Source organism: Paractinoplanes durhamensis, from assembly GCF_016862175.1.
Classification (GTDB): Bacteria; Actinomycetota; Actinomycetes; order Mycobacteriales; family Micromonosporaceae; genus Actinoplanes; species Actinoplanes durhamensis.
The window spans coordinates 31946-54151 of the sequence record NZ_BOML01000010.1 but is presented as its reverse complement, the minus strand read 5'-3'; the positions used below and the strand labels follow the sequence as shown (position 1 = coordinate 54151).

The 22206-nt window shown below is 70.4% G+C and carries 27 protein-coding genes and 1 pseudogene; 18 read left to right on the top strand and 10 right to left on the bottom strand.

Translation table 11 applies throughout. From position 1 onward, the window contains the following. Positions 1 to 8: 8 nt before the first annotated feature. Positions 9 to 827: an NUDIX hydrolase gene (locus Adu01nite_RS05410; protein ID WP_203725456.1), complete on the bottom strand. Its 819-nt coding sequence runs from the start codon at positions 825 to 827 to the stop codon at positions 9 to 11. Positions 828 to 958: 131 nt separating this feature from the next. On the opposite strand from Adu01nite_RS05410, the gene Adu01nite_RS05405 reads away from it, so the two are divergent. The 4 genes from Adu01nite_RS05405 (at position 959) to Adu01nite_RS05390 (ending at position 5146) form a co-directional block, all read left to right on the top strand. Further along, complete coding sequence (locus tag Adu01nite_RS05405; protein ID WP_203725395.1) at positions 959 to 1936, top strand: Gfo/Idh/MocA family protein; 978 nt, start codon at positions 959 to 961, stop codon at positions 1934 to 1936. 14 nt (positions 1937 to 1950) lie between these two features. Next, positions 1951 to 2997, top strand: coding sequence for a LacI family DNA-binding transcriptional regulator (locus Adu01nite_RS05400; RefSeq protein ID WP_203725394.1), 1047 nt, complete (start codon positions 1951 to 1953; stop codon positions 2995 to 2997). A 32-nt stretch (positions 2998 to 3029) separates the two neighbouring features. Next, positions 3030 to 4643 (top strand): glycoside hydrolase family 13 protein, encoded by a 1614-nt coding sequence (locus Adu01nite_RS05395; RefSeq protein WP_203725393.1) that lies wholly within the window; start codon positions 3030 to 3032, stop codon positions 4641 to 4643. A gap of 326 nt (positions 4644 to 4969) precedes the next feature. Next, a complete protein-coding gene (locus Adu01nite_RS05390; protein WP_203725392.1) occupies positions 4970 to 5146 on the top strand; it encodes a hypothetical protein in 177 nt (58 codons plus the stop codon). On the opposite strand, the gene Adu01nite_RS05385 is transcribed toward Adu01nite_RS05390, so the two are convergent. From Adu01nite_RS05385 to Adu01nite_RS05375, 3 genes are all read right to left on the bottom strand, one after another. Continuing rightward, positions 5139 to 6140, bottom strand: coding sequence for an inorganic phosphate transporter (locus Adu01nite_RS05385; RefSeq protein WP_203725391.1), 1002 nt, complete (start codon positions 6138 to 6140; stop codon positions 5139 to 5141). The genes Adu01nite_RS05390 and Adu01nite_RS05385 overlap by 8 nt on opposite strands. A 3-nt stretch (positions 6141 to 6143) precedes the next feature. Then, entirely contained in the window at positions 6144 to 6770 is a 627-nt protein-coding gene (locus Adu01nite_RS05380; protein ID WP_203725390.1) for a DUF47 domain-containing protein, read from the bottom strand. Between the two features lie 117 nt (positions 6771 to 6887). Beyond that, complete coding sequence (locus Adu01nite_RS05375; protein ID WP_203725389.1) at positions 6888 to 7847, bottom strand: PI-PLC domain-containing protein; 960 nt, start codon at positions 7845 to 7847, stop codon at positions 6888 to 6890. A gap of 89 nt (positions 7848 to 7936) precedes the next feature. Here Adu01nite_RS05375 and sigJ point away from each other — a divergent pair, with 89 nt between their 5' ends. Beyond that, the gene (sigJ, locus tag Adu01nite_RS05370) at positions 7937 to 8836 is read left to right on the top strand and encodes an RNA polymerase sigma factor SigJ (RefSeq protein WP_203725388.1); all 900 of its coding nucleotides are present in this window, start codon (positions 7937 to 7939) and stop codon (positions 8834 to 8836) included. On the opposite strand, the gene Adu01nite_RS05365 is transcribed toward sigJ, so the two are convergent. Continuing rightward, the gene (locus Adu01nite_RS05365; protein ID WP_203725387.1) at positions 8816 to 9322 is read right to left on the bottom strand and encodes a DUF402 domain-containing protein; all 507 of its coding nucleotides are present in this window, start codon (positions 9320 to 9322) and stop codon (positions 8816 to 8818) included. The genes sigJ and Adu01nite_RS05365 overlap by 21 nt on opposite strands. A 56-nt stretch (positions 9323 to 9378) precedes the next feature. Here Adu01nite_RS05365 and Adu01nite_RS05360 point away from each other — a divergent pair, with 56 nt between their 5' ends. After that, the gene (locus tag Adu01nite_RS05360; protein WP_203725386.1) at positions 9379 to 11436 is read left to right on the top strand and encodes an ATP-dependent DNA helicase; all 2058 of its coding nucleotides are present in this window, start codon (positions 9379 to 9381) and stop codon (positions 11434 to 11436) included. Then, entirely contained in the window at positions 11436 to 11858 is a 423-nt protein-coding gene (locus tag Adu01nite_RS05355) for an NUDIX hydrolase (RefSeq protein WP_203725385.1), read from the top strand. Before Adu01nite_RS05360 ends, Adu01nite_RS05355 begins: the two co-directional genes overlap by 1 nt. A gap of 50 nt (positions 11859 to 11908) precedes the next feature. Here the strand turns inward: Adu01nite_RS05355 and Adu01nite_RS05350 are convergent, their stop codons facing one another. Then, the gene (locus tag Adu01nite_RS05350; RefSeq protein WP_203725384.1) at positions 11909 to 12097 is read right to left on the bottom strand and encodes a DUF397 domain-containing protein; all 189 of its coding nucleotides are present in this window, start codon (positions 12095 to 12097) and stop codon (positions 11909 to 11911) included. A gap of 9 nt (positions 12098 to 12106) precedes the next feature. Beyond that, the gene (locus tag Adu01nite_RS05345) at positions 12107 to 12808 is read right to left on the bottom strand and encodes a DUF5753 domain-containing protein (protein WP_203725383.1); all 702 of its coding nucleotides are present in this window, start codon (positions 12806 to 12808) and stop codon (positions 12107 to 12109) included. A 532-nt stretch (positions 12809 to 13340) separates the two neighbouring features. Between Adu01nite_RS05345 and Adu01nite_RS05340 the strand changes: the two genes are divergently transcribed. Then, positions 13341 to 14162, top strand: a complete 822-nt coding sequence (locus Adu01nite_RS05340) for a hypothetical protein (protein ID WP_239132152.1) — start codon at positions 13341 to 13343, stop codon at positions 14160 to 14162. Here Adu01nite_RS05340 and Adu01nite_RS05335 read toward each other — a convergent pair. After that, a complete protein-coding gene (locus Adu01nite_RS05335; protein WP_203725382.1) occupies positions 14156 to 14530 on the bottom strand; it encodes a DsrE family protein in 375 nt (124 codons plus the stop codon). The two genes, Adu01nite_RS05340 and Adu01nite_RS05335, sit on opposite strands and share 7 nt — an antisense overlap. Positions 14531 to 14544: 14 nt before the next feature. On the opposite strand from Adu01nite_RS05335, the gene mtfM reads away from it, so the two are divergent. Together mtfM and Adu01nite_RS05330 are read left to right on the top strand one after the other, a co-directional pair. Continuing rightward, positions 14545 to 14649 carry a small membrane protein MtfM gene (gene mtfM / locus Adu01nite_RS48380; RefSeq protein ID WP_275407434.1) on the top strand — a complete coding sequence of 35 codons (105 nt, stop codon included), beginning with the start codon at positions 14545 to 14547 and terminating at the stop codon, positions 14647 to 14649. 11 nt (positions 14650 to 14660) lie between these two features. Further along, positions 14661 to 15257, top strand: a complete 597-nt coding sequence (locus Adu01nite_RS05330) for a heme-binding beta-barrel domain-containing protein (RefSeq protein WP_379130657.1) — start codon at positions 14661 to 14663, stop codon at positions 15255 to 15257. Here Adu01nite_RS05330 and Adu01nite_RS05325 read toward each other — a convergent pair. Continuing rightward, a complete protein-coding gene (locus Adu01nite_RS05325; protein ID WP_203725380.1) occupies positions 15254 to 15991 on the bottom strand; it encodes an aminotransferase class IV in 738 nt (245 codons plus the stop codon). The two genes, Adu01nite_RS05330 and Adu01nite_RS05325, sit on opposite strands and share 4 nt — an antisense overlap. Before the next feature lie 62 nt (positions 15992 to 16053). Between Adu01nite_RS05325 and Adu01nite_RS05320 the strand changes: the two genes are divergently transcribed. The 7 genes and pseudogenes from Adu01nite_RS05320 to Adu01nite_RS05290 all read left to right on the top strand — a co-directional run bounded on the left by Adu01nite_RS05320 (position 16054) and on the right by Adu01nite_RS05290 (position 20596). Beyond that, positions 16054 to 16464: a Fur family transcriptional regulator gene (locus Adu01nite_RS05320; RefSeq protein ID WP_203725454.1), complete on the top strand. Its 411-nt coding sequence runs from the start codon at positions 16054 to 16056 to the stop codon at positions 16462 to 16464. A 1-nt stretch (position 16465) separates the two neighbouring features. After that, a complete protein-coding gene (ygfZ, locus tag Adu01nite_RS05315) occupies positions 16466 to 17518 on the top strand; it encodes a CAF17-like 4Fe-4S cluster assembly/insertion protein YgfZ (protein ID WP_203725379.1) in 1053 nt (350 codons plus the stop codon). Between the two features lie 26 nt (positions 17519 to 17544). After that, on the top strand, positions 17545 to 18387 hold the full coding sequence (locus tag Adu01nite_RS05310; protein ID WP_203725378.1) for a beta-keto acid cleavage family enzyme: 843 nt from the start codon (positions 17545 to 17547) through the stop codon (positions 18385 to 18387). Positions 18388 to 18456: 69 nt separating this feature from the next. Then, positions 18457 to 18808 (top strand): annotated as a pseudogene (locus tag Adu01nite_RS05305) (helix-turn-helix domain-containing protein); the annotation flags it as partial. A 76-nt stretch (positions 18809 to 18884) separates the two neighbouring features. Continuing rightward, positions 18885 to 19340 carry a hypothetical protein gene (locus Adu01nite_RS05300; RefSeq protein ID WP_203725377.1) on the top strand — a complete coding sequence of 152 codons (456 nt, stop codon included), beginning with the start codon at positions 18885 to 18887 and terminating at the stop codon, positions 19338 to 19340. A gap of 57 nt (positions 19341 to 19397) precedes the next feature. After that, a complete protein-coding gene (locus Adu01nite_RS05295; RefSeq protein WP_203725376.1) occupies positions 19398 to 19712 on the top strand; it encodes a DUF2516 family protein in 315 nt (104 codons plus the stop codon). Further along, a complete protein-coding gene (locus Adu01nite_RS05290) occupies positions 19709 to 20596 on the top strand; it encodes an alpha/beta fold hydrolase (protein ID WP_203725375.1) in 888 nt (295 codons plus the stop codon). The genes Adu01nite_RS05295 and Adu01nite_RS05290 overlap by 4 nt, the downstream gene beginning before the upstream one ends. Here Adu01nite_RS05290 and Adu01nite_RS05285 read toward each other — a convergent pair. Then, on the bottom strand, positions 20593 to 21603 hold the full coding sequence (locus tag Adu01nite_RS05285) for a PKD domain-containing protein (RefSeq protein ID WP_203725374.1): 1011 nt from the start codon (positions 21601 to 21603) through the stop codon (positions 20593 to 20595). The genes Adu01nite_RS05290 and Adu01nite_RS05285 overlap by 4 nt on opposite strands. A gap of 187 nt (positions 21604 to 21790) precedes the next feature. Here Adu01nite_RS05285 and Adu01nite_RS05280 point away from each other — a divergent pair, with 187 nt between their 5' ends. Beyond that, complete coding sequence (locus Adu01nite_RS05280) at positions 21791 to 22183, top strand: hypothetical protein (protein ID WP_203725373.1); 393 nt, start codon at positions 21791 to 21793, stop codon at positions 22181 to 22183. The last annotated feature ends 23 nt before the right edge of the window (positions 22184 to 22206 follow it).

Genomic DNA, 22206 nt, shown 5'->3' with positions numbered 1-22206 from the left:
CGCCCTGCTCACTCCACGTGCAGCAGGGCGCTTCCGTCTTCGAGGAATTCCACGCGAGGCATCACCGGGCGTGCGGCATCACGGCGACTCGAGGCCGCGATCACTTCGGCAATTTTTTCGTACGGTCGTAATGAGTTCACGGTCGACCGAGTCGGTGGGAGCATGGCCAGCTCCTCAGCTGCCTGCGGGTGGGCCCACGTGGCGACCTCACTCTCCCCGGACACGTCGCGGGCCGTCTGCCCTTCCGGCAGGAGAGCGACGAAGAACCACGTATCGAACCGCCGCGGCTCGAACTCCGGGGTGATCCAGCGCGCCCACGGGAACAGCAGGTCGTCGCGCAGCCGCAGGCCACGGCGCTGCAGCACCTCGGTGAGGGTCAGCTCGTGCGCGGCGATCGCGGCCCGGTCCGCCTCCCAGTCGTCGGCGCTGACGTCGCCGACGATCCGCTCGTCGTCGTCCTCGCTGCCGTGCGACACGACCCCGCTCATCGAGCCGTCGCTCACCGTGCGGTCCGGCTCGCCGACCGGGCCGGCCAGCAGCACCCCGGCCTCCTCGAACAGCTCCCGGCAGGCGGCGCCGACGATCGCGCGGGCCTGCTCGTCCGGCACGCCGAGCCGGCGCGACCAGTCGGTGCGGAGCGTCTCCGGCCGGTCGGTCGGGTCCACGCCGCCGCCCGGAAACGCGTACAGCCCGCCGAAGACCATCGTGGCGGCGCGCTTCAACACGTACACCTGGAAGGTGTCGCCCTCGGGGCGCAGGAGAACGACGGTGGCCGAGGGGCGCGGGGTTTCCGGCTCGCCGCGGAACTCGAGCGCCCGCCGCACCATCGCCTCGGGGAGCGGAAAGGTCAACCTGCCGGGGTTTGCGGTCACCCCGTCGATCCTGCCCCATTCGGCGGCCGCCGGCCCGATCGCGGGTTGGTGGGTCGCGCGCGGGGTGGGGCGATACGGTAGCGATCATGACTGCACAGAAGGTGCGCTGGGGCATCGTCGGCCCCGGCGGGATCGCTGCCCAGTTCGCCAAGGACCTCCCGCTGGTCGAGGGGGCCGAACTCGCCGCCGTCGGGTCCCGATCGGCCGAGACCGCGGCCGCGTTCGCCGAGCGGTACGGTTTCGCCCGCTCCTACGGCTCCTACGCGGAGCTCGCCGCCGACCCCGAGGTCGACGTCGTCTACGTCGCCACCCCACACGCGCAGCACCTGGCCGCTGCCCTGACCTGCATCGAGGGTGGCAAGGGAGTGCTGGTCGAGAAGCCGATCACGCTCGACCTCAGCTCCGCGGCCCAGCTCGTGCAGGCCGCGCACGCCAACGGCGTGTTCCTGATGGAAGCCATGTGGATGCGGCTCAACCCGGCCGTTCGTAAGATCCACGAGCTGGTCGAGGAGGGCGCGATCGGCTGGGTCAGCGCCATCCACGCCGACTTCGGCCTGCAGGGCCCGTTCGAGCCCGAGCACCGGTTGCGCAACCCGCAGCTCGGCGGCGGCGCGCTGCTCGACCTCGGCGTCTACCCGATCAACCTGGCCCACCTGATCATGGGCGCGCCGACCTCGGTGCAGGCGTGGGCGCACCTGACGCCGGAGGGCGTGGACGAGAACACCGGCGTCCTGCTCGGCTGGCAGCCCGGCGCGATCGCGGCCCTGACCTGCAGCATCAACGGCGAGAGCCGGAACGCCGCGTCGATCACCGGCACCGACGGCCGGATCGACATCCCGCCGGGCTTCTTCGTGCCGCGGTCGTTCGTGCTGAACCGCCCGGGCCGGGACCCGGAGACGTTCGATTTCCCGTTCGAGGGCAGCGGCTACCAGTTCGAGGCGGCCGAGGTGCAGCGCAGCATCCTGGCCGGCGAGTTGGAGAGCCCCTTGATGCCGCACGCCACCACGCTGGAGATCATGGGCCTGCTCGACACCATCCGTGACGAGATCGGTGTCGCCTACTGACTAAAGTGGTCGGCATGCCGTCGAGAAAAGTCGGCGGCAAGCCGACGTCGAGCGATGTGGCCGCGGCCGCGGGGGTCTCCCGGTCCGCCGTCTCGTTCGCGTTCAACAACCCGCAGCGCATCTCGGCCGCCACCCGGGAGCGGATCCTCGCGGCCGCCGCCGACCTCGGCTACACGCCGAACACGCTGGCCCGGATGTTGCAGGCCGGCACCACCAACTCGATCGGTGTGCTGCTGCCGCAACGGCTGGCCCAGATCCTGGAGAACCCGTATTACGCCCGGTTCCTGATGGGCGTCGGGCAGATCTGTGACCAGGAGGGCTACACGCTGCTGCTCACCCCGCCGCTGCAGGATTCGGTGCTCAAGGCCATTCCGTACGCGGCGGTGGACGGCTTCATCGTCTGCGGCCTGGAGACCGAGGGCGCCGAGGTGGCCGAGCTGATCCGCCGGGACATCCCGTTCGTGCTGATCGACTCGGACCGTTACGAGAACGCCCCGAGCGTCGAGGTGGACGACCGGGGCGGTGCCCGTGAGGTGACCCGCTACCTTCTGGACCTGGGTCACCGTCGGATCGCCGTACTCTCCATCGCACCCGGACCGGACGTCGCCACCCGCGGCTATCGCGGCCCGCTGGGCCGCCGGATGACCGGAATCGAGGAGGCCCTCGCCGCCTCCGGCCTGACCATGGCCGACGTGGCCCTCGCCGAGGTGCCGGTGACCCGGGTCGACGGCTACCGCGCGACCAAGGAGCTGATGGCCCGGCCGGTGCCGCCGACGGCGATCATGGCGCTCTCCGACGTGCTCGCCTATGGCGCGGTGGACGCGTTGCAGGAGCTCGGGCATCAGGTGCCCGATGAGGTCTCGGTGACCGGTTTCGACGACCTGGCCGAGTCGGCCTGGTTCCGGCCGCGGCTCACCACGGTGCGCCAGCCCATCGTCACCAAGGGCAGAAGTGCCGCTTCGTTCCTCATCTCCGCCGTCCGGGGGGAGGACCAGCACCCCCATCAGCTCCTCGGCACGACCCTGATCGTCCGAGACTCGGCGATCAAACCGCTGATGTAACACGTGTTAGTAACCGTGTAGCGTGATCGCCTATGACTTCTTGGTGGCGCGATGCGGTCATCTATCAGATCTATCCACGCAGCTTCGCCGACCTCAACGGCGACGGCATCGGCGACCTGCCGGGCATCCGGAGCCGCCTGCCGTACCTCAGTGATCTCGGCGTCGACGCGGTCTGGCTGTCCCCCTTCTACCTGTCCCCGCAGGCCGACGCCGGCTACGACGTCGCCGACTACCGCACCGTCGACCCGATCTTCGGCAGCGTCGCCGACGCTCACCTTTTGGTGTCGGACGCGCACGATCTGGGCCTGCGCGTGATCGTCGACCTGGTCCCCAACCACTCGTCCGACCAGCACGTCTGGTTCCAGCAGGCGCTGGCCGAGGGCCCGGGTTCGCCGCTGCGGGCCCGCTACCACTTCCGCGAGGGCCGCGGCGAGCACGGCGAACTCCCGCCCAACGACTGGCCGTCCATCTTCGGCGGCCCGGCCTGGACCAGGGTCGCCGACGGCCAGTGGTACCTGCACCTGTTCGCCGCCGAACAGCCCGACTTCAACTGGGACCACCCGGCCGTCGCCGACGAGTTCCGGACGATCCTGCGCTTCTGGCTCGACCTGGGTGTCGACGGTTTCCGCATCGACGTGGCGCACGGCCTGGTCAAGGAGCCCGGCCTGCCGGACGTCGGCGGTCTCGCCGAATGGCACCTGTTCGACGTCGGCGAGAGCCCGTGCTTCGACCGGGACGGCGTGCACGACATCTACCGCAGCTGGCGGGCCATCCTCGACGAATACCCCGGCGAGCGGATCGCCGTCGCCGAGGCGTGGGCCCCGACCCTGAACCGGGTCGCCAACTACGTCCGCCCCGACGAGCTGCACCAGGCCTTCAACTTCAGCTACCTGGGCTCCGGATGGGACGTGGCCGCCCAGCGAGCAATGATCGACGACTCGCTGGCCGCCACCGCCGCGGTCGGCGCGCCGACCACCTGGACCCTGTCCAACCACGACGTGGTCCGGCACACCAACCGCCTGATGCACGTCAACAACGGCGAGGTCGCCGGCAAGAAGCCCACCGAGGTCGACCAGGTGGCCGGCCTGCGCCGGGCTAGGGCGGCGTCCCTGCTGCTGCTGGCCCTGCCCGGCTCGGCGTACCTCTACCAGGGCGAGGAGCTGGGCCTGCCGGAGGTCATCGACCTGCCGCCGGAGGTCCGCCAGGACCCGGCGTTCCACCGGGCCACCGGCCAGGACGGTTACCGCGACGGTTGCCGGGTGCCGATCCCGTGGTCCGGCACGACGGCGCCGTACGGCTTCGGCCCCGAGGGCGGCCCGAGCTGGCTGCCCCAGCCCGAGTCGTGGGCCGAGCTGAGCGTAGAGGCCCAGACCGGCGTCCCCACCTCCACCTTGACCATGTACCGCGAGGCCCTCTCCCTGCGACGCAAGGTCTTCGCGGCCGGCGACGACCTGGCATGGCGCGACGCGCCGGCCGGCGTCCTAGCCTTCGACCGAGGCAGCAGCTTCCGCTGCACGGTCAACATGGGCACGGAGCCGGCCCACATCACCACCCCCGGCGAGGTGCTGACCACCAGCGGCCCGGTAAAAACGGAGAACGGCACCACCGTCCTCCTCCCGGACACCACCGCATGGTGGTCGATCTAGCAGGAAAACGGTGAGGTGCCGCCCGCCTGCAACGGCCGACACCTCACCGTCCCGGCTTCGGCCCATACGCAGCCCGCAGCACCTTCTGGGCCAGGCCGACCCGCGGCCTTCCTCGGGACGAGTTCTTCCGGGTCATAACCCGCCTCTGCCTCGGCGAGCAGTGCGGCTTCCGCCTCGGGAGTCAGAACTGCGCCGCCCTGGTTTGCCATGTCTCCGCCCGCCTGTTCATTCCCGAGTGCCGCCCTTCGGCGAGAGCATCCAGCTTGCCCTTCTATAGTCTCAAGAAAACTAGTCTCAAGACTAGGTGAACTGGCAGAGGAATGCTGATGAGTGACTTCTCGGACTGGCGCGATGTCAAGGCGAAGGCTCGGGAAATCGATCCTCGCTGGGACGACGCGGACCGCGTCGCGCAGCGGGCGCTGATGCGCGAGCAGATGCTGGCTTTGGTCGGTGGGGCGCGGTCGGTTTCGACGTCGCCTGAGGTTGGTCCGCGGGTCAGCTGAAGAAGGGGCGGACGGCGAAGTAGGAGAGGGCGGCCAGGCCCCCTGCGCCGGGGAACGTCAGGATCCATGCCCCTACGATCTGGCCTGCCACGCCCCAGCGGACCGCGGACATCTTTTTCGTCGCGCCTACGCCCATGATTGCTGAGGTGATCGTGTGGGTGGTGCTGATCGGGGCGCCCAGCTTGATGCCGAAGACGAAGAGCAGGACGCTGGCCACCGCCTCGGCGGCGAAGCCCTCCGGTGGGCCCAGGTCGATGATTTTGCGGCCCAGGGTGCGGATGATGCGCCAGCCGCCGGCGTACGTGCCCAGCGCCAGCACCGTCGCCGACGTCCAGTACGCCCACTGCGGGATGTGCTCGGTCGATTCCTGGTAGCCGCCCGCGTACAGCGCCACCAGGATGATGCCGATGGTCTTCGCGGCGTCCTGCAGGCCGTGGCCGATCGACATCGCGGCCGCCGAGACCGTTTGGGCCCAGCGGAAACCTCGGTTGAGCTTGCTCGGGCGGCCGCGCCGGAAGGTCCACATGAGGGCGACCATGAACAGAAAGCCGGCCGTGAAGCCGACCAGCGGGGACGCCAGCATCGGGATGACGACCTTCTGGATGATCGCGTCCCAGTTGATCGTGTAGCCGGCCACCAGGGCGGCGCCGCCGAGACCGCCGATGAGGGCGTGCGACGAGGAGGACGGCAGGCCGAAATACCAGGTGATCAGGTTCCACAGGATGGCGCCGAGGACGGCCGCGAAGACCACGCCGAGGCCGGTCACCGAGCGTTGCACCTCGATGATGCCGCTCACCGTCTTGGCGACGTTCTCGCCGAAGTGGGTGCCGATGAAGTTGCCGGCCGCGGCCATCAGCAGGGCGATGCGCGGCGTCAGCGCGCGGGTGCTGACGCTGGTCGCGATCGCGTTGGCGGCGTCGTGGAAGCCGTTGGTGTAGTCGAACACCATCGCCACGGCGATCACCGCCAGGACGGCGATGAGTTCGGCAGACAAGGTCTAGGACTCCTTGACCGCGATGGTCTCGACGGTGTTCGCCACGTGCTCGAAGGCGTCGCAGGCGGCCTCCAGCTCGTCGGCGACCTCCTTCATCTTGAGCACGGTGAGCGCGTCGTACTCACCGGAGAAGAGCCGGACCAGCAGCATGCGGTAGGCGCGGTCGCCGTCGTTCTCCAGGCGGTTGATCTCGATCCAGTACTCCGCGAGGCCCTTCATCGCGCGCAACCGCGGCATCGCCTCGGCGGTGATCTTCGCCTGCTGGTCGAGCACGGTGATCAGCTCGTGCATCTCCCGGGGCAGCGACGGCAGCTCGGTCAGCCCGTACAGGTAAAGGAGGTTGCCGACCGCTTCGAGGTGGTCCATCACGTCGTCGAGCTGGGAGCCGAGGGAGTAGATGTCGGCCCGGTCGAACGGGGTGATGAAGGTCGAGTTGATCTTCTTGTAGAGGTCGTGGGTGATCTGGTCGCTGTCGTGCTCCACATCGGTCAGCCGGTCGCTGACCGATTGGACGTCCACCCCCGGCAGCGCCAGCTCGTTGAGGAGCTCGGTGCCCTTGACCAGATTCTGCGCAGCCGAGGTGAAGAGATCGTAGAAGGCCCCCTCGACGGGGCGGAAGGAGAACTTCACGGCGCGGACCTCGATCGACGGGGGTGGGATGGATCTCCGGGAATGCTAGCGGTCGCCCAGGATTCACTCGTCGTTCGCCTGGAGGCTCCGCTCAGCGATGCCCCTTTTCAGCCCCGTTTACACCGGCTCGTGGCGACGGTCCGGTCGCGGAGCGTGCGGTCGCGGGGAGTTGCGCCGGACCGCGCGGGTGGGCAGCGGGGCCCGCGGCACCCACCGGCTGACCGGGTGCCGGCGCAGGTGCCGGACCAGCCCGGCCTGGTCGGTGTCGGCGATGACGTCGACACCGGCGGCGCCCAGCTCGGTCCAGATCGCCCGGCGGGCGCGGCGCGAGCCGGTCGGCAGGCCGGTGACGCGAACCGTGCGGCCGTCCTCGTGCGCCTGACGGACCAGGGCGTTCAGCAGGTGGCGCTCCTCGGCCGAGATCGGCTCGCGGCCGTCCCAGCCGAACCGGCGGCTCCACGGCTCGCTGATCATCGGGACCAGGGTGGGCGGCGCCGACTGGGAGCCGAGGTCGTCGAAGGTGCCGTCGGCGAAGGCGTACCGGGTCTCCTGGCCGGCGAGCAGCTCGCGGACGTCGACGATGCCGGCCACCGAGACGGTGACCGCGCCCGGCACGAGGCTTCCGTCGTCGTAGTGGCTGAGCAGGGTGGCGTGGTCCCGCAACTGCTGATCGAGCATCCGGTACGCGCGGAGCAGCGTCTCCGCCTCGCGGTTGGCCCCGACGAACTCGACCACCAGCCGGAACGGCACCTGCTGGTCGAGGGCCAGGCGGCCACCGCGACTCTTGGCGCGGGCGAAGAGCGGGGTAAGAACAAGCCTTCGCAGCGTACGGCCGGGTTGCGGCCCGCCGGGACCGAGGAACAACTCGCCGTGCGGGCCGGGCGTGACCGGGACGGTGAGCCCGCCCAGGCCGCGGCGCAGCACGTCGGGCAGCGGATCGATCTGCCCGGGCTTGGCGATTGCGTGCCCGGCCGGAAGGTACGGGCCGGGGCGGCGGGACAACACGGTCCCGATCGACACCGCGCCGGCGAGTCCGGCGAGCCCGGCCAGTCCGCCGGCGATCGTCGCACCGTTCACAGCGCACCTTCCGATTCGTCCGAAACGCGTGTTTACTACTGTGTCACATCCGGTACCCGCGGCCGGGCAATGTCCCGCAGAATTCCTCCATGCCGTCGCCGACCGCGCCCACCACCGCCGACGAGTTCGAGGCCGAGCGCCCGCACCTGATCGCCCTCGCCTACCGGATGCTGAGCAGCCGGGCCGAGGCCGAGGACGCCGTGCAGGAAGCCTGGTTGCGGTACGACCGGGCGCGCGACGGCGGGCCGATCCACGACCTGCGCGGCTGGCTCACCACCGTCACCGGGCGCATCTGCCTCGACGTACTCAAATCGGCGCGGGTGAGCCGGGAGGCGTACCCCGGGCAGTGGCTTCCGGCGTACGCCGTCTCTCCTGATCTTGGGCCCGACGCCCGCGCCGAGATGAGTGACCAGGTCGGCCTCGCGCTGTTGATCGTCCTGGAGAAACTGACCCCCGAACAGCGCGTCGCGCTGGTCCTGCACGACGCGTTCGGGGTGCCGTTCGAGGATGTCGCGTCCGTGCTCGGCACCACCGAGAGCACGGCTCGCCAGCACGCGTCCCGGGCACGCCGGGCGGCCGGTCAGGGCGGCGTGCGGCATTCGGCCGGCCTGGCCGAACAGCGCGAGGTGCTCAACGCGTTCCTGGCCGCGGCGAACAGTGGCGACGTTCAGGCGCTCGCCGCGGTGCTCGCGCCGGACGTGGTGGCGATCGGTGACGGCGGCGGCCTGATCCCCGGTGTCGGCACCCGGCCGGTCCTGGGGCCGGACCGCGTGGCCCGCTTCTACCTCGGCATCCTCAGCGGCCGGGTCGGCGAGGTCGCGGTCGAACCGGTGGTGGTCAGCGGGGCGGCGGCGGTGCTCGTGCGCGGCACCTACGCCGACGGGCGACCGCTGCTGTCGGTGCTGGCCGTCACCGTCGACGACGGCCGGATCACCGGGCTCTTCAACCAGCTCAACCCGGACAAGCTGCTACTGGGCGACCTGGGTTAGGTACTTGTGGTACTGCGTGGCGAACGGCTCGCTGCCGTCGCCGAGCGCACCCATCAGCTTCGCCGCGGCCGCCTGCGCCTCGGTCACCAGGTCGTCCGGGTAGCCGAACTGCACCCGGTGCTCGTCGAACTCGTCCTCGTCGCGCAACTCGACCCGGCCCGACTCGCGGCGGCGCACCACGTCCAGGTCGAGGTCGATGATGTGGACCGTGTCACCCTCCCAGCGGGCCGGGGTGGTGATGTCGCAGTAGACCTCGCTGGTCCGCGGCCGCGGGTTGAACATGCCCGTCCACCAGGCGTGATGCGGGATGAGCAGGACGAATGGGATCTGCTCGACCGACGGGCGGCCGTGGTAGACCGACTTCGTCCCGCGCGTCACCCCGACCCAGACGCCGAGGTCGTCGGAGCCGAAGCGGCGAGCCGGATAGTCCCGGTGGGCCGAACCGTCGTACTTCGTGTAGACGACCCGGACCATGTCGTGCGGCATGACGAGAACCCTAACGGTGGTCGGCTTCTGTCGGTGGTGGCGGGTACCGTCTCTGCGTGCCCGCAGCTACCCGTAAGAAGGCGACCGCCGAGCAACTACTAGCCGCCGCGGTCGGTGCGGTCCCCGGGGGCGGTGAGCGCCCAGGTCAGCAGGCCATGGTCGCCGCCATCGACCGGGCCGTCCAGGAGCGCGAGCACCTGCTCGTGCAGGCCGGCACGGGCACCGGGAAAAGCCTCGCCTATCTGACGCCCGCCCTGCTCGTCGACGGCCCGGTGGTGGTCTCGACGGCCACCCTCGCCCTGCAGAACCAGTTGGTCGAGCACGACCTGCCACGCCTGGCCGCGGCGGTCGAGCCGGTCCTCGGCCGGCGTCCGACGTTCGCCGTCCTCAAGGGCCGGCACCACTACCTCTGCCTGGCGAAGATGGAACACGCCGACGAGGAGGAGCCCACCGACACCCTCTTCGACGACGCGCCGCCCAAGGCCACCCAGTGGCTCGGCGAGGCCGGCAAGCTGGGCAAACAGATCCAGCGCCTGCAGGCCTGGTCGGAGAAGACGAAGACCGGCGACCGCGACGAGCTCGACCCCGGCGTCGACGAGACGGCCTGGCGGCAGGTGTCCATGCCGGCCCGCGACTGCGTGGGCGCGCAGAAATGCCCCTACGGCCCCGAGTGCTTCGCCGAGGCCTCCCGGGTCCGCGCCCGCGAAGCCGACATCGTCGTCACCAACCACAGCCTGCTCGCCGTCGACATGCTCGCCGACCGGCACATCGTCCCGCCGCACAAACTGCTGGTCATCGACGAGGCCCACGAGCTGGCCGACCGGGTCTCCTCGGCGGCGCAGGCCGAGCTGACCCCCGACGCGATCGAGCGCTCGTCCCGCCGGGCCAAGCCGTTCATCCCGCCGGCCACCGCCGAGCAGCTGGCCGAGGCGGCCGACTCCCTCACGGTCGGTCTCGCCGAGTCGCCCGCCGGCCGCCTGACCGGCGGCCTGCCCGACATGTTGCGCCAGGCGGTCACGTTGCTGGAGGCGGGCACCCGGGCCGGCCTGCAGGCCATCGGCGACATCAAGAACGACGACCCCGATCCGGTACGCAAACAGCAGGCCAAGGCCGCTCTCGGCGATCTGTCGGACACCGCCCAGCGGCTGTTGGAGGAGTCCGACTTCGACGTGGCCTGGGTGGAGAAGTCCGACATGGGCAGCGGCCGCCGCGCGCTGGTGGTCGCCCCGCTCTCGGTGGCCGGCACGCTGGCTCAGGGCCTCTACGCGGACCGTACGGTCGTGGCCACCTCGGCCACCCTCACTCTGGGCGGCCGCTTCGACACGGTGGCCCGCTCACTCGGCCTGCCCGCGGCTGCCCCGTCCGTCCCGTCGGCCCGGTCGGCGGTCGCCGAGACCGCCGCGCCCGGCTCGCTGACCGCCGACGCCCCGCCCACCTCCGGCGACGGCTGGACGTCACTCGACGTCGGGTCCCCGTTCGACTACCCCAAGCAGGGCATCCTCTACGTCGCCGCGCACCTGCCCCGGCCGGCCGCGTCCGGCCTGCCCGACGCCGCCGGCGAGGAGCTGCTCAAGCTGGTCGAGGCGATCGGTGGCCGTACGCTCGGATTGTTCTCCTCCCGCAAGGCCGCCACCCAGGCCGCCGAGCTGTTGCGCGCCCGCACCGACCTGCCGATCCTGCTGCAGGGCGAGGAGGCGCTGCCGCTGCTGGTCAGGAAGTTCCGCGAGGTCAAGGAGAGCTGCCTCTTCGGGGTGATGTCCCTGTGGCAGGGCGTCGACGTCCCCGGCGACGCCTGCCAACTGGTGGTCATCGACCGCCTGCCGTTCCCGCGCCCCGACGAGCCGCTGGCCGCGGCCCGCTCGGCGGCGGTCGACGCGGCCGGCGGCTCCGGCTTCGCCTCGGTGAGCGTGCCGATCGCCGCGATCCGGCTGGCCCAGGGGGTGGGCCGATTGATCCGCTCCACCGGCGACAAGGGCGTGGTCGCGGTCCTCGACTCCCGCTTGGAGACGGCGAGGGGATACGGAGCTTTCCTGCGAAAGTCACTCCCCCCGTTCTGGTATACGACGCGACCGGACGTGGCGATGGGCGCCCTGCAGCGCTTGGGCAAGAGCTGATGCTCCAGATCGCCTGCGTGTTCCTGGTCGACGCCACGGGTGCGTTGTTGCTGCAGCTACGCGACGACAAGGCGCCGTATTGCCCAAACTTCTGGGGCTTGCCCGGCGGCGCGATAGAGGAGGGCGAGACCCCACTGGAGGGCGCGATGCGAGAGCTGTGGGAGGAGACGTCCCTGCGCCCATCAGCCCCGCTGCGCCTGTTCACCCGCCAGGACCTGCCGGACCTGGGCCGGGTAAAGCACTACTTCTACGGCCCGACGACAGCGGCTCAGTCCGATGTGGTCTTGGGCGAGGGCGCCGCGATGCTCTTCATCCCCGCAGCCGAGGCCCTGAACCGCCCACTGACTCCAGGAACAGCTGAGACGATCGACCGCTTCCTGACCTCACCCGAATACGCCCAACTCAAGAACAGCCACACATGACCGGCTTTCAAGACCGGGCACTCTAGCTGCCTCATGTAATGCGCCTGCGATCAGAGGTCGAACTTGCCGCCCTTGGTGCCGCCGGTGAAGGCCACCCACTCGGCGATCGTGAACGAGAGCACCGGGCCGGTTCGGTCCTTGGTGTCGCGGACCTCGATGGTGTCGTCGACGCGACGAACCTCGACGCACGCGCCATTTCCGCCGCTGCGCGTGCTCTTGCGCCAGTTCTGATCGAGCATGACTCACTCCTATGGCTGCAGCCCTGTGTCGAGGATCTTTTTGATCATCGCAAGGGACGCCGTGGGTGACAACGCCGATGACCTGAGCTCGTTGAAGACCACCGTACAGCGCTGTACGTCGTCACCCTCAGCGTAGAGATCGCCGGTCAGTCCCTCTATGTAGACCACGCCTCGGCTGTCGGGGAAATTAAGGATGGCGAAGCTCGACAACATGGACGCGTAGGCGCCTTCACGGAACGGGATCACCTGCACGGTGACGGTGCGCAGTTTGGCCGCTTCCAGCAACGCGGTCAGCTGGTCACGCATCACTTCGGCACCGCCGATCTGACGGTGGAGTACCGCCTCGTCCATCACGGCGACTAGCCGCAGCTGACCTTCCGTGATCAGCTTCTGCCGCTCCATCCGGACTGTCACTCGCTGTGCGATGGCGTCGGGTGTGGGTCGAGAAGCCTCACGACTCGTGATCGCCTGCGCGTACGCCTCGGTCTGGAGCAGGCCCGGAACCACGATGGTCTGGAAGTCGTGGATCTCGTCGGCTGCGGACTCCAGGCCGATGTACTGGCGATAGACCGGCGGTAGGTCGCTGTACTTGGCCCACCAGCCGCGTTGCTTGCCCTCGCGGGCCATCGACAGCAGGGTCTCGCGTAGCTCGGGATCCTGCACGCCGTACTCGTCGAGCAGTGCGTTCAGCGCCGGGCTCTTGATTCCCACCCGGCCCTGCTCGACTCGTCGCAGGGTGCTCGCAGCGACGTCGGAGGCCCCCTACCCCGGCCGCTGCGTCTTTCTCCGGGAAGGAGAGATGTGAAGCGGGACGAGCTGGGCCACATCGCCGAGCGGCCGTCGTGGGACTGCCGGTCCTGCGGAAAGCGGTGGCCCTGCGACCCGGCCCGCGAAGCCCTGCGGTCCGAGATGGGCCGCACCCAGCTGGCCATCTGGCCGCCGTACCTCGTAGAGATCTTGGAAATTTCCTGCTCCGATCGGACCGTAAGTCCACTAGATCCAACCGAGCCAGGTCGCCGCCATCGGACATATACGGTATGTCGCCACTCTTCGGAGTGGCACTGTCCGCAAGGCTTTAGCGAGTCCGTGATGCGGGATGGCAGCCAGGGTTCGAGGCCAGGAGCCACCGTGATGGGCGGCCGCTAGCGTCGCCGACGGCGTAGGCACCCGCTGGGAACTTCGCGTGTGATCATCTCGTGCGGCGCCGTCGGGCGCGGTGTTGGGGCGTGTCACCATGGCTGCCGTGATTAGTCCGGGGGTCGAGGCCCCGCCGAAGCGGCGGTGGTGGCTTGTCGGGCTGGTTTTCGGGTGGATTGCCGCGTTGGTGGTGCTCTCCGTCTGGTCGGTGCGGCATGAGCGGGCCACCGTGCCGGAACAGCGGGACATCGCGGATGCCGTGCCTGAGCTTCAGCAAGCGGCCGGCGTGCTCTTCGCGGCCGCGAACGGTGATGGACGGGCCCTCGTGCTCGGTGGGCTCGAACTGCTCGGGGACTGCCGGATCACGCCGGTGCGCAGCGGCGTCGAAGCGGCCCGCAACCTCACCATTTACGTCGGGGCCGGGCGGGCCCGAGCGGCGCTCGACGGGATCGCGGACGGGCTTCCGCGGGCGTACCAGCCGAGTGTCGTCGCCACCCGCGGCGGGACCCGGCTCGGGTTTCACGCGGACGCCGGCAACTTCATCGGGATCGACAGCAACGCCGAGGCCACGGCCAAGGTGCTGACGCTGCGGATCACCAGCGGGTGCCGGCCGGCCAGTGCCGACGTGCCGGGGGCGATCGACCCGAGCGCGGCGGCGGCGCCGGCCACGCTGGCGGCGGTGCTGGAGGCGCTCGGGGGCACGGCGGTGCCGGAGGTGCAGAGCGTCAGCAACCCGGACGGTGGGGTGGCGGCCAGCTGGAGTGCGGAGCTGGACGAACCCGCGGATCTGCCGCAGCGGCTGCGCAAGGTCAGCGTCGGCGCGACGATCATCCGCGACGACGGCAGTGCCTGGGCCTACCGGACCGGGGACAGCTCGGTGGTCGTCGTGCCGGACGGTGACCGGGTGAAGGTGACCGTCAGTCAGTAGACCAGGGCCTGGGCGTCCGGGGACGTCACTTCCTCGACGAAGACCGCGGCGCCGGCGATCCGGATGCCGGGGAGCACGTCATCCGGGGTGATGTCGCGGCGGGCCGCGCACTGGGTGCACGCCGTCACCCGGCCCGAGGACAGCAGCAGGTCGATCAGGTCGGGCAGGGGAGCGGCGTGCGGCAGCTCGAACTCGGCGGCCCGGCCCGGCAGGGCGAACCAGGTGGACTCGCCGGTGAGCCAGAACGAGACGTCCACGCCGGACGCGGCGGCGGTCGACGCGACGGTGAAGGCCTGCGAGCAACGCTCGGGAGCGTCGGCGCCGGCGGTTGCCTTGACGACCAGCAAACGTGCCATGGGGGCCAGCATAAGATGGGCCGGTCATGGTTACCGAGATCGGGTTCGTGAGCTTGCTGGTCGCCGGATTGGGCGCGCTGGCGGGTGGCATCGGCTATTTGGCCGTTCGTGTTTCCAGGGGGCGTTGGTAAGAGTGAGTGACGTGTCGGACAACCCCCTCGGCCCGCCGCCGTGGCTCAACGCGCCGCCGGTCGAGCCCTATCCGTACGAGGACACCCACGACCTGCGCAAGGGTGCAGATCTGCATCCGGCGCTGCTCGGGCTGCTCCCGTTCGTGGGGCTGTGGCGCGGGCGCGGGCAGGGCGGCTTCCCGGCGGAGGAGGACTACGACTTCGCGCAGGAGATCCGGATCAGCCACGACGGGCGTCCGTTCCTGCGCTTCGAGGCGCGGTCCTGGCTGCTCGACGGCGAGGGCAAGCCGCTCAGTGAGTGGATCGTCGAGTCGGGCTTCTGGCGGCCGGTGCTCAACGCCGCGGAGCGGGCCACCGACGAGATGGAAGCCGTGGTGATCACCCCGGACGGCACCGCCGAGCTCTACCTGGGCACGACGATCGGCCCGACCCGCCTGGAGATGGAGGCCGACGCGGTCGCGTACACACCGTCCGGCCTGCCGTTGAGCGGCGCCAAGCGGCTGTTCGGCATCGTCGATGCCGCGCTGCTCTACGCGCACGAGGTGTCGGTCGGCGAGAGCGGCCTGCGCCCGCACATGTCGGCCCGCCTCCTGCGCATCGGCGGCTAATAACCGAGCAGGTCCAGCAGGCGCGCGGTCCACGGTGACCGGGCGCGCGGAACCCCGTCGAGTGCGGTCACCTCGGCCAGACCACGCAGGGCGGATGCGAACCAGATCGCGTCCGCCCCGGTCAGCTCGTCGAGCGTGACCATCCGGTAGGAACTGCGAAGACCCACCCGGGGTGCGCGGGCCAACAGCTCGGCGGCGGTGGTGCCGGCCAGGATTGCGGCCTCCGCGGGGGGTACGGAGTGAAGCTCGTCCCCGGCCAGCCAGACCAGCGAGGACGTCGGCCCTTCCAGCGCGTACCCCGCAATCGTCACCCACAAGAGGTCGTCGCCCCCCTGAGCCCGCGCCCATCGCCGGGCCGCGAAGTTCGGCCCGTACGACAGGGTCTTGGCCTCGGCGAGTGACCAGGGCGGCCGGAGGCCGACGGCTCCGCTGACCACTCGGATGCCCGTCCGCCGCTCGTCGAGGACGGTGGCCGGGATCGCCGAGACCGCCACGTGCAGTGACTCCCGGGTCTGAATGATCCGAAGTGCGCTCGCGACGGTCACCGAGGGTAATGCTGCGACGCGCGCCGAAACGGTCGGCAGGGACAGCGGAAGATCCAGTAGGGCGGCCGACCGGGCCAGCCGGGCGAGATGCTGATCAAGCAGCCAGGGGCCGTCGGGGCGCAGGTGAACGGTCTCGAAGACGCCGTCGCCGAACAACTCGGCCGGCGACACCAGAACTCGATCGGTCACGGGCGGAGCGTAACGACGGACCGAACTATGCTCGTAACGTGTCCGCCACATCGCTAGCCGAAATGCTCCGGGAGCGCGGGCTGCGTCTCACGCCGCAGCGTCAGCTCATCCTGGAGGCGGTGCATGACCTCGGGCACGCCACCCCCGAGCAAGTGCACACCGCGGTCCGTGAGCGGGTCGCCGGAGTCAACATCACCACCGTCTACCGGACGCTTGAGCTGCTCGAAGAGCTCGGGTTGGTCAACCACACCCACCTGTCGCACGGCTCGCCGACCTATCACGCGGCGGGTGAGGATCAGCACGTTCACCTGGTCTGCCGTGGATGTGGGTCGATCAGTGAGGTAGACCCGACGGTGATGCTGCCGGTGACCGACCGGCTGCTCGCGGAGCGGGCGTTCCGGGTCGATGTCGGGCACGTGTCGCTTTTCGGGGTCTGCGGCCAATGCCAGGAAGTACCGCGCAAGGAGCTGTGAGATGACCACCATCATGGTCGAGGACCTGGATCCCACCGCCGCCGATGCCGGCGTGCCGGCGCACTATGGCGACCCGATGCGTGAGCAGCGCACCCTGGCCACGGCGGTCGGCCTGGTCGACCGCTCCAACCGGGACGTGCTGGCGGTGCCGGGCGAGGAACGGGCGAGCTGGCTGCACACTCTGACCACTCAACACTTGTCGGATTTGTCGGCTAATACGGGCTCCGAGCTTCTCGTCCTTTCCCCCAACGGGCACGTCGAGCAGCATGCGTTCGTCACCGAGGACGGCACCACCGCGTGGCTCGACACCGAGCCGGGCGCGGGCGCGGGCCTGCTCAAATACCTCGAGATGATGCGCTTCTTCACCCGGGTCGAGCCGCGCGACGCGACCGCCGAGCTCGCCGTCCTCTCCCTGGTCGGCCCGGCCGCCGCCGATCTCTTCCCCGACCTCGCGGCACCCCGGCTGAGTGCGGTGCCGGGTGCGAAGTTCGCCGCCGGCGAGGTGCCTCCGCACGCCACGAGCATTTATGACGTACGAGCGTACGAGGGTGGCCTGGCTCGCCGCGTCCCGTTGGGCGTCGACCTGCTCGTGCCCCGCTCGGCGAAGGCGGCCGTGATCGAGAAGCTCGGCGTGCCGCTGGCCGGCCTCTGGGCCTACGAGGCGATCCGGGTCGAGCACCGGGTTCCCCGGCTCGGCTGGGAGACCGACCACCGCACCATCCCGGCCGAGGCCGAGTTCACCGCCCCGGCCGTGCACCTCGACAAGGGCTGCTACCGCGGCCAGGAGACGGTCGCCCGGGTGCACCACCTGGGCCGCCCGCCGCGCCGCCTGGCGCTGCTGCACCTCGACGGGATCGCCTCCGACCAGCCGCCGGTGCAGGGCACCCCGGTGACCCTGGGCGACCGGCAGGTCGGTTTCGTCGGCACCGCGGTCCGCCACCACGAGCTCGGCCTGATCACCCTGGCCGTGCTGAAGCGCAACGTGGCCGACGACGCCGAGCTGCGCATCGGCGACTCGGTGGCGGCCATCGACCCGCCCCTCGACCCAGCCTGAAGCTCGGCCTGAAAAGCAGTGGCAGGATGCGTCTCATGACCGGGACCGTGATCACCGTTGCTCCGACCGGCGCCGAGAACAGCAAGGCGGATGTGCCCGCCCTGCCCGTCACCCTCGACGAGCTCGTGCGCACCGCCAAGGAATGCGAGGCCCTCGGCGCCTCGATCATCCACGTGCACATCCGCGACGCCGACGCCCAGCCCACCCTCGACCAGGGCCGGCTGCGGGACACCGTGGCCGGCCTGCGCGCGGCCACCGACCTGATCGTGCAGCTGTCGAGCGGCGGGGCGGTGACCGATCCGGAGTCCGACCGGCTGGCCGTGCTCGACGCCGGCCCGGAGATGGCCTCCTGCACGATGGGCACGGTCAACTTCGGCGACGGCGTGTTCCTGAACCGCTGGGAGTTCATCGTCGACCTGCACACCCGCATGCAGGAGCGGGGCATCGTGCCGGAGTACGAGATCTTCGACCTGGGCCAGCTCACCACGCTGGAGCGGCTGCTCGGCAAATACGGTCTGCCGGCCGGCGGGCACGTGCACCTCGATCTGGTGATGGGGGTGCCTGGCGGGATGCCGGGCACCGCCGCCGCCCTGGTCGCCTGCGAGCGGGTGATCCGCGATCTGCCGGCCGGGACGACGTTCTCGGCGACCGGCATCGGCCGCAGCACCATCCCGGTGATGCTCGCCTCGCTGTCGGCGGGCGGGCACCTGCGGGTCGGCATGGAGGACACGGTCACGTACGCGAAGGGCCAGGCGGTCGAGTCGAACATGCAGCTGGTGGCCCGGGCCGCCGGTTTCGCCCAGCTCGCCCAGCGTGCCCCGCTGACCACCGCCGAGACCCGTGCTCTGCTCGGTGTCGCCACGCGGTGACTCGTTTCACGCTAGCTGTAGCTAGCGTTTTGCTTGCAACAGCTAGCACTCCGAGCTAACGTCGGTCTCGTGGCCACACCCAAGGATCTGCCTCAGGACATCGGGAGTTTCATCCGTGACCTGCGGCAGACCGCGAAGATCTCGCTGCGTCAGCTCGCTGACAAGGCGGGCGTGAGCAATCCCTACCTCAGCCAGATCGAGCGCGGTCTGCGCAAGCCGAGTGCCGAGGTGTTGCAGCAGATCGCCAGCGCGCTGCGGGTGTCGACACCCGCGATGTACCTGCGGGCCGGCCTGCTCGACGGCGAGGGTCAGCAGGGGGTGCTGGCCGCGATCGCGGTCGATCCCGACCTCTCGATCGCCCAGAAGCAGTCGCTGTCGCAGATCTACGAGACGTTCCGCAACGAGAACGCCCGGCATGCGCCGCAACCCAGCGCATCCGAAACTGGCGCACCAGAGCCCGGCGCGCCCGAGACCAGCCAAGACTCTGAGGAGCCGAAATGACCGACCAGACCAAGACCCGTTTCCCCGCCCCGCTCTACGCCGCCGCCGGCGCCGGTGACCTGGCCGTCGAGCAGCTGCGCAAGCTGCCCGCCGTGGTGACCGAGCTGAGCGAGCGCGCCGCCGCCTCGCTGCGCACCTACAACGAGCAGGCCGGCGCCAAGGCCACCCAGCTGCGCGAGAAGGCCAGCACCACCGACTTCGACGCCCTGCGTGGCAACGCCGCGAGCGTGGCGACGTCGATCGCCCAGCTCGCCCAGGAGCGCGCCGTCACGGCGTACACCCAGCTGGTTGCCCGCGGTGAGCGGGTTGTCGGCACCGGCGTCGTCGAGGTCGCCGACGTGGTCAACGCCGACATCGAGACCACCGAGGAGCCGAAGGTCATCGAGGCCGCCAAGCCGGCCCCGAAGCCGCGCAAGCGGGCCATCAAGCCCGCCGACAAGTCGGCCGAGTAAAAAACATGATCAGCGGGCCCCGGCAGTTGCCGGGGCCCGCATCATAGACTCTCTCTCATGGCCTACTCCGCGCCGATTTTCTACGGTGTCGTCCAGAGCTACATCGATCTGGTCATCATGATCTTTTCGCTGATAGTTCAGGCCGTCGCGCTGATCCACTGTCTGACCCAGCGAGGCGACGGCTTCCAGGCCATCGGCACCCTGCCCAAGGGTGCGTGGGCGGCGATTCTCGCCGTGTGCATCGTGCTGACCTTGCTGGTCAGCGGCCCGATCGGCATCTTCAGCCTGATCGGCATCGGTGCCGCCCTGGTCTACCTTCTCGACGTCCGTCCCGGGCTCAAAGACCTCTCGGACGGCAAAGGCTTCTGGTGAGGCGGTTCGGGCCGCCCCCGCCGGACGGCGGTCCCCGCCTCCAGCGCCCCGACCGCACCGGCCCGCGCACCGGCCGGCCGACCCTGCCCGGTCCACCGACCGAGCTGGTCGCCACCCCGTCCGGCGTTCGTCTCGAACAGCTGGTCACCGGGGTGGGGGAGCCGGTCACCGTCTTCGGGCACGGCCTCGGCGGTGACATCGCCGGCACCCGCCCGCTGGGCAGCGCGGTGACCGGGCGCCGGGTGTTCTTCCACTTCCGTGGCCACGGCCGCTCCGACGCGCCGCCCGGCCCGTGGAGCTTCGGCGATCTGGCCGGCGACCTGCGGGCGGTGGCCGATCTGGCCGGCGCTACCCGGGCGGTCGGCGTGAGCATGGGCGCCGGCGCGCTGGCCCGAGTGCTCAGCGAGACACCCGACCGCTTCGAACGGGTGGTCTTCTACCTGCCGGCGCCGCTCGACGGCACCCGCCCGGCCGCCGCCGAGGCCCGGGTGGAGCGGCTGCTCGCCGCGGTCGAGTCGGGCGAGGCGGCGTCGATCGCCGCCGCCGTCGAGTCCGAGCTGCCGCCGGTCGTGCGCAACACCCCGACCGGCTGGAGCTACCTGCGGCAGCGGGTCGAGCAGCTCCAGAAGGACGGCTTGGCCCCCGAGCTGACCACCCTGTGGCACGAGCCCGCGGTGGCCGACGAGTCGGCGCTGACGGCCTTCCGCGGGCGCGCACTGGTGCTGGGCTGCCTGGGCGACGAGGTGCACCCGGCCGCATGGGCCGAACGACTGGCCGCCCTGCTACCGGCCGCTCAACTGCACATCTACGACCGGCCCGCGGTGCTCTGGACCAACCGATCCGAGCTCCGCGAGCGCATCTCGTCGTTCCTCAACGAGGACTAGCTGGTCAGGGCGTAGTCGACGTAGACGTCGCTGGAGAGGTTGCCGACCTTGTCCCACGCGTACGCGATGACCTCGAGCGTGTAGCCCTTGGCCTGGCCGGCCACGGCCACCGACCAGTTGCCGGACGCATCGACCGGGCGCAGAGACGCTGCGGCGGACGGCACGCTCTGGCCGTAGATGTATTTCACCCAGGCCTTGGTCGTGAAGTTGTAGTAGTAGTCCGTGGTGGCGGTCCACCGGTAGAGCTGGACGCCGACCACGTCGACGCCGGACTCGCTGTCGCTGGCCTTGCCGCGGACGGTCGCCCAGGAGGCGGCCTTGTTCGGGCTGGCCGGGACGGTCAGTGACGCGACCGGGCGGGTGGTGTCGGGGAGCACAGTCAGCGTGTCGGCGTTGCGGGCGGTGGCCTTGCCCTGGCCGTTCTGCAGGGTGATCTGCGGCGTGTGAGGGCCCTCGCCGAACCAGTGGCCGACGGTGGCCGAGGTGCCGTTGTTCAGCAGGCTGGTCTCGCCGTCGGTCCAGGAGGTCCACACCCGGGTGCTGGTGGGCAGCCCGGTGGCGAGCATGGTGCCCTGCTCCTGGTAATCCGGGTAGACGTAGATCGGCGACTTCTGCCAGGCGTACGTGCCCGGGGAGGTGGTTACCGTCACCGTGGAGCCGGTGGTGAACACGCCCGGGCCGTCCAGCGTGCCGTCGTTCAGCGTCACCGTGACCTGGTAGGGGCCGCCCAGGGCGTACTTGTGGGTGAGCGTGCTGCCGGTGCTTCCGTCGCCCCAGTTGACGGAGCGGGTGATGGCTTCCGGCGCGGTGGTGTCGTCGGTGAGGCCGCTCTCGGTCAGCGTGACCTGCTGCCCGGCCCAGATGGCGGTGGAGTCCAGAGCGTACGAGGCGGTGGGAGCGGCGTTCTCCGGGTCGTCGGCGTGGGCCGGCGAGGCGATCGAGACGGCGCCGGCGGTCAGCGCCAGGCCGAGGATTACGGGCAGTGAGCGACGGTGTGCGAGCTTCATGTGTTCCCCCGTGGTGACCCGCGCCCCCGTCCGCGCGGAGGGAGGCGAGCGGACACTACCGGCTTGCGCAGCCATCGATCAAGCCGCTTCCCGAGCGCTGGGCCGTAACTTTTCCCCCTCCCGGTTCGGTTTTCCGGACATGCGGTTATCCCCTAAATCAGTCTTTTTCGGACTCGTGGTGGTGGGCTTGCCGATCTCCGTCCTGATCGGCTGGACCCTGGCCACCCCACCCAGCAGCCCGGCGGCGATCGGCGCGGCCGGCGGCACCGGTGGTATCGGTGCCGCGGCCGGCAGCGGCGGTGTCGGCGCGGCCCCCGAACACACCCGTCCCCGGCCGGTCACCACCGTGCCGGCGTCGGCCAAGCCCAAGGTGCTGACCCCCACCCTGCTGCCGGCCAAGGCGCCCACGGCGGCGCCGGTCGCCACCACCGCGCCGCCGGTCCTGGTGATCACGCCGACCAGCATGCCGACGCTGGACATGCCGCCGGTGCCGACGCCGACCGAGATCGTCGTGACGCCGACCAGCTCGCCGAGCACGTCCGAGTCGGCCGACCCGAGCATGCCGACCGGTGACAACTGATCCGGCGCCCCGAGGCAATGGGC

What these genes read in the sequence shown, in the direction of transcription:
- Adu01nite_RS05410 (WP_203725456.1), bottom strand. Translation starts at nt 827, where the DNA reads ATGGTGCGGCGGGCGCTCGAGTTCCGCGGCGAGCCGGAAACCCCGCGC.
- Adu01nite_RS05405 (WP_203725395.1), top strand. Translation starts at nt 959, where the DNA reads ATGACTGCACAGAAGGTGCGCTGGGGCATCGTCGGCCCCGGCGGGATC.
- Adu01nite_RS05400 (WP_203725394.1), top strand. Translation starts at nt 1,951, where the DNA reads ATGCCGTCGAGAAAAGTCGGCGGCAAGCCGACGTCGAGCGATGTGGCC.
- Adu01nite_RS05395 (WP_203725393.1), top strand. Translation starts at nt 3,030, where the DNA reads ATGACTTCTTGGTGGCGCGATGCGGTCATCTATCAGATCTATCCACGC.
- Adu01nite_RS05390 (WP_203725392.1), top strand. Translation starts at nt 4,970, where the DNA reads ATGAGTGACTTCTCGGACTGGCGCGATGTCAAGGCGAAGGCTCGGGAA.
- sigJ (WP_203725388.1), top strand. Translation starts at nt 7,937, where the DNA reads ATGCCGTCGCCGACCGCGCCCACCACCGCCGACGAGTTCGAGGCCGAG.
- Adu01nite_RS05365 (WP_203725387.1), bottom strand. Translation starts at nt 9,322, where the DNA reads ATGCCGCACGACATGGTCCGGGTCGTCTACACGAAGTACGACGGTTCG.
- Adu01nite_RS05355 (WP_203725385.1), top strand. Translation starts at nt 11,436, where the DNA reads ATGCTCCAGATCGCCTGCGTGTTCCTGGTCGACGCCACGGGTGCGTTG.
- Adu01nite_RS05350 (WP_203725384.1), bottom strand. Translation starts at nt 12,097, where the DNA reads ATGCTCGATCAGAACTGGCGCAAGAGCACGCGCAGCGGCGGAAATGGC.
- Adu01nite_RS05335 (WP_203725382.1), bottom strand. Translation starts at nt 14,530, where the DNA reads ATGCTGGCCCCCATGGCACGTTTGCTGGTCGTCAAGGCAACCGCCGGC.
- mtfM (WP_275407434.1), top strand. Translation starts at nt 14,545, where the DNA reads ATGGTTACCGAGATCGGGTTCGTGAGCTTGCTGGTCGCCGGATTGGGC.
- Adu01nite_RS05320 (WP_203725454.1), top strand. Translation starts at nt 16,054, where the DNA reads ATGCTCCGGGAGCGCGGGCTGCGTCTCACGCCGCAGCGTCAGCTCATC.
- ygfZ (WP_203725379.1), top strand. Translation starts at nt 16,466, where the DNA reads ATGACCACCATCATGGTCGAGGACCTGGATCCCACCGCCGCCGATGCC.
- Adu01nite_RS05310 (WP_203725378.1), top strand. Translation starts at nt 17,545, where the DNA reads ATGCGTCTCATGACCGGGACCGTGATCACCGTTGCTCCGACCGGCGCC.
- Adu01nite_RS05300 (WP_203725377.1), top strand. Translation starts at nt 18,885, where the DNA reads ATGACCGACCAGACCAAGACCCGTTTCCCCGCCCCGCTCTACGCCGCC.
- Adu01nite_RS05295 (WP_203725376.1), top strand. Translation starts at nt 19,398, where the DNA reads ATGGCCTACTCCGCGCCGATTTTCTACGGTGTCGTCCAGAGCTACATC.
- Adu01nite_RS05285 (WP_203725374.1), bottom strand. Translation starts at nt 21,603, where the DNA reads ATGAAGCTCGCACACCGTCGCTCACTGCCCGTAATCCTCGGCCTGGCG.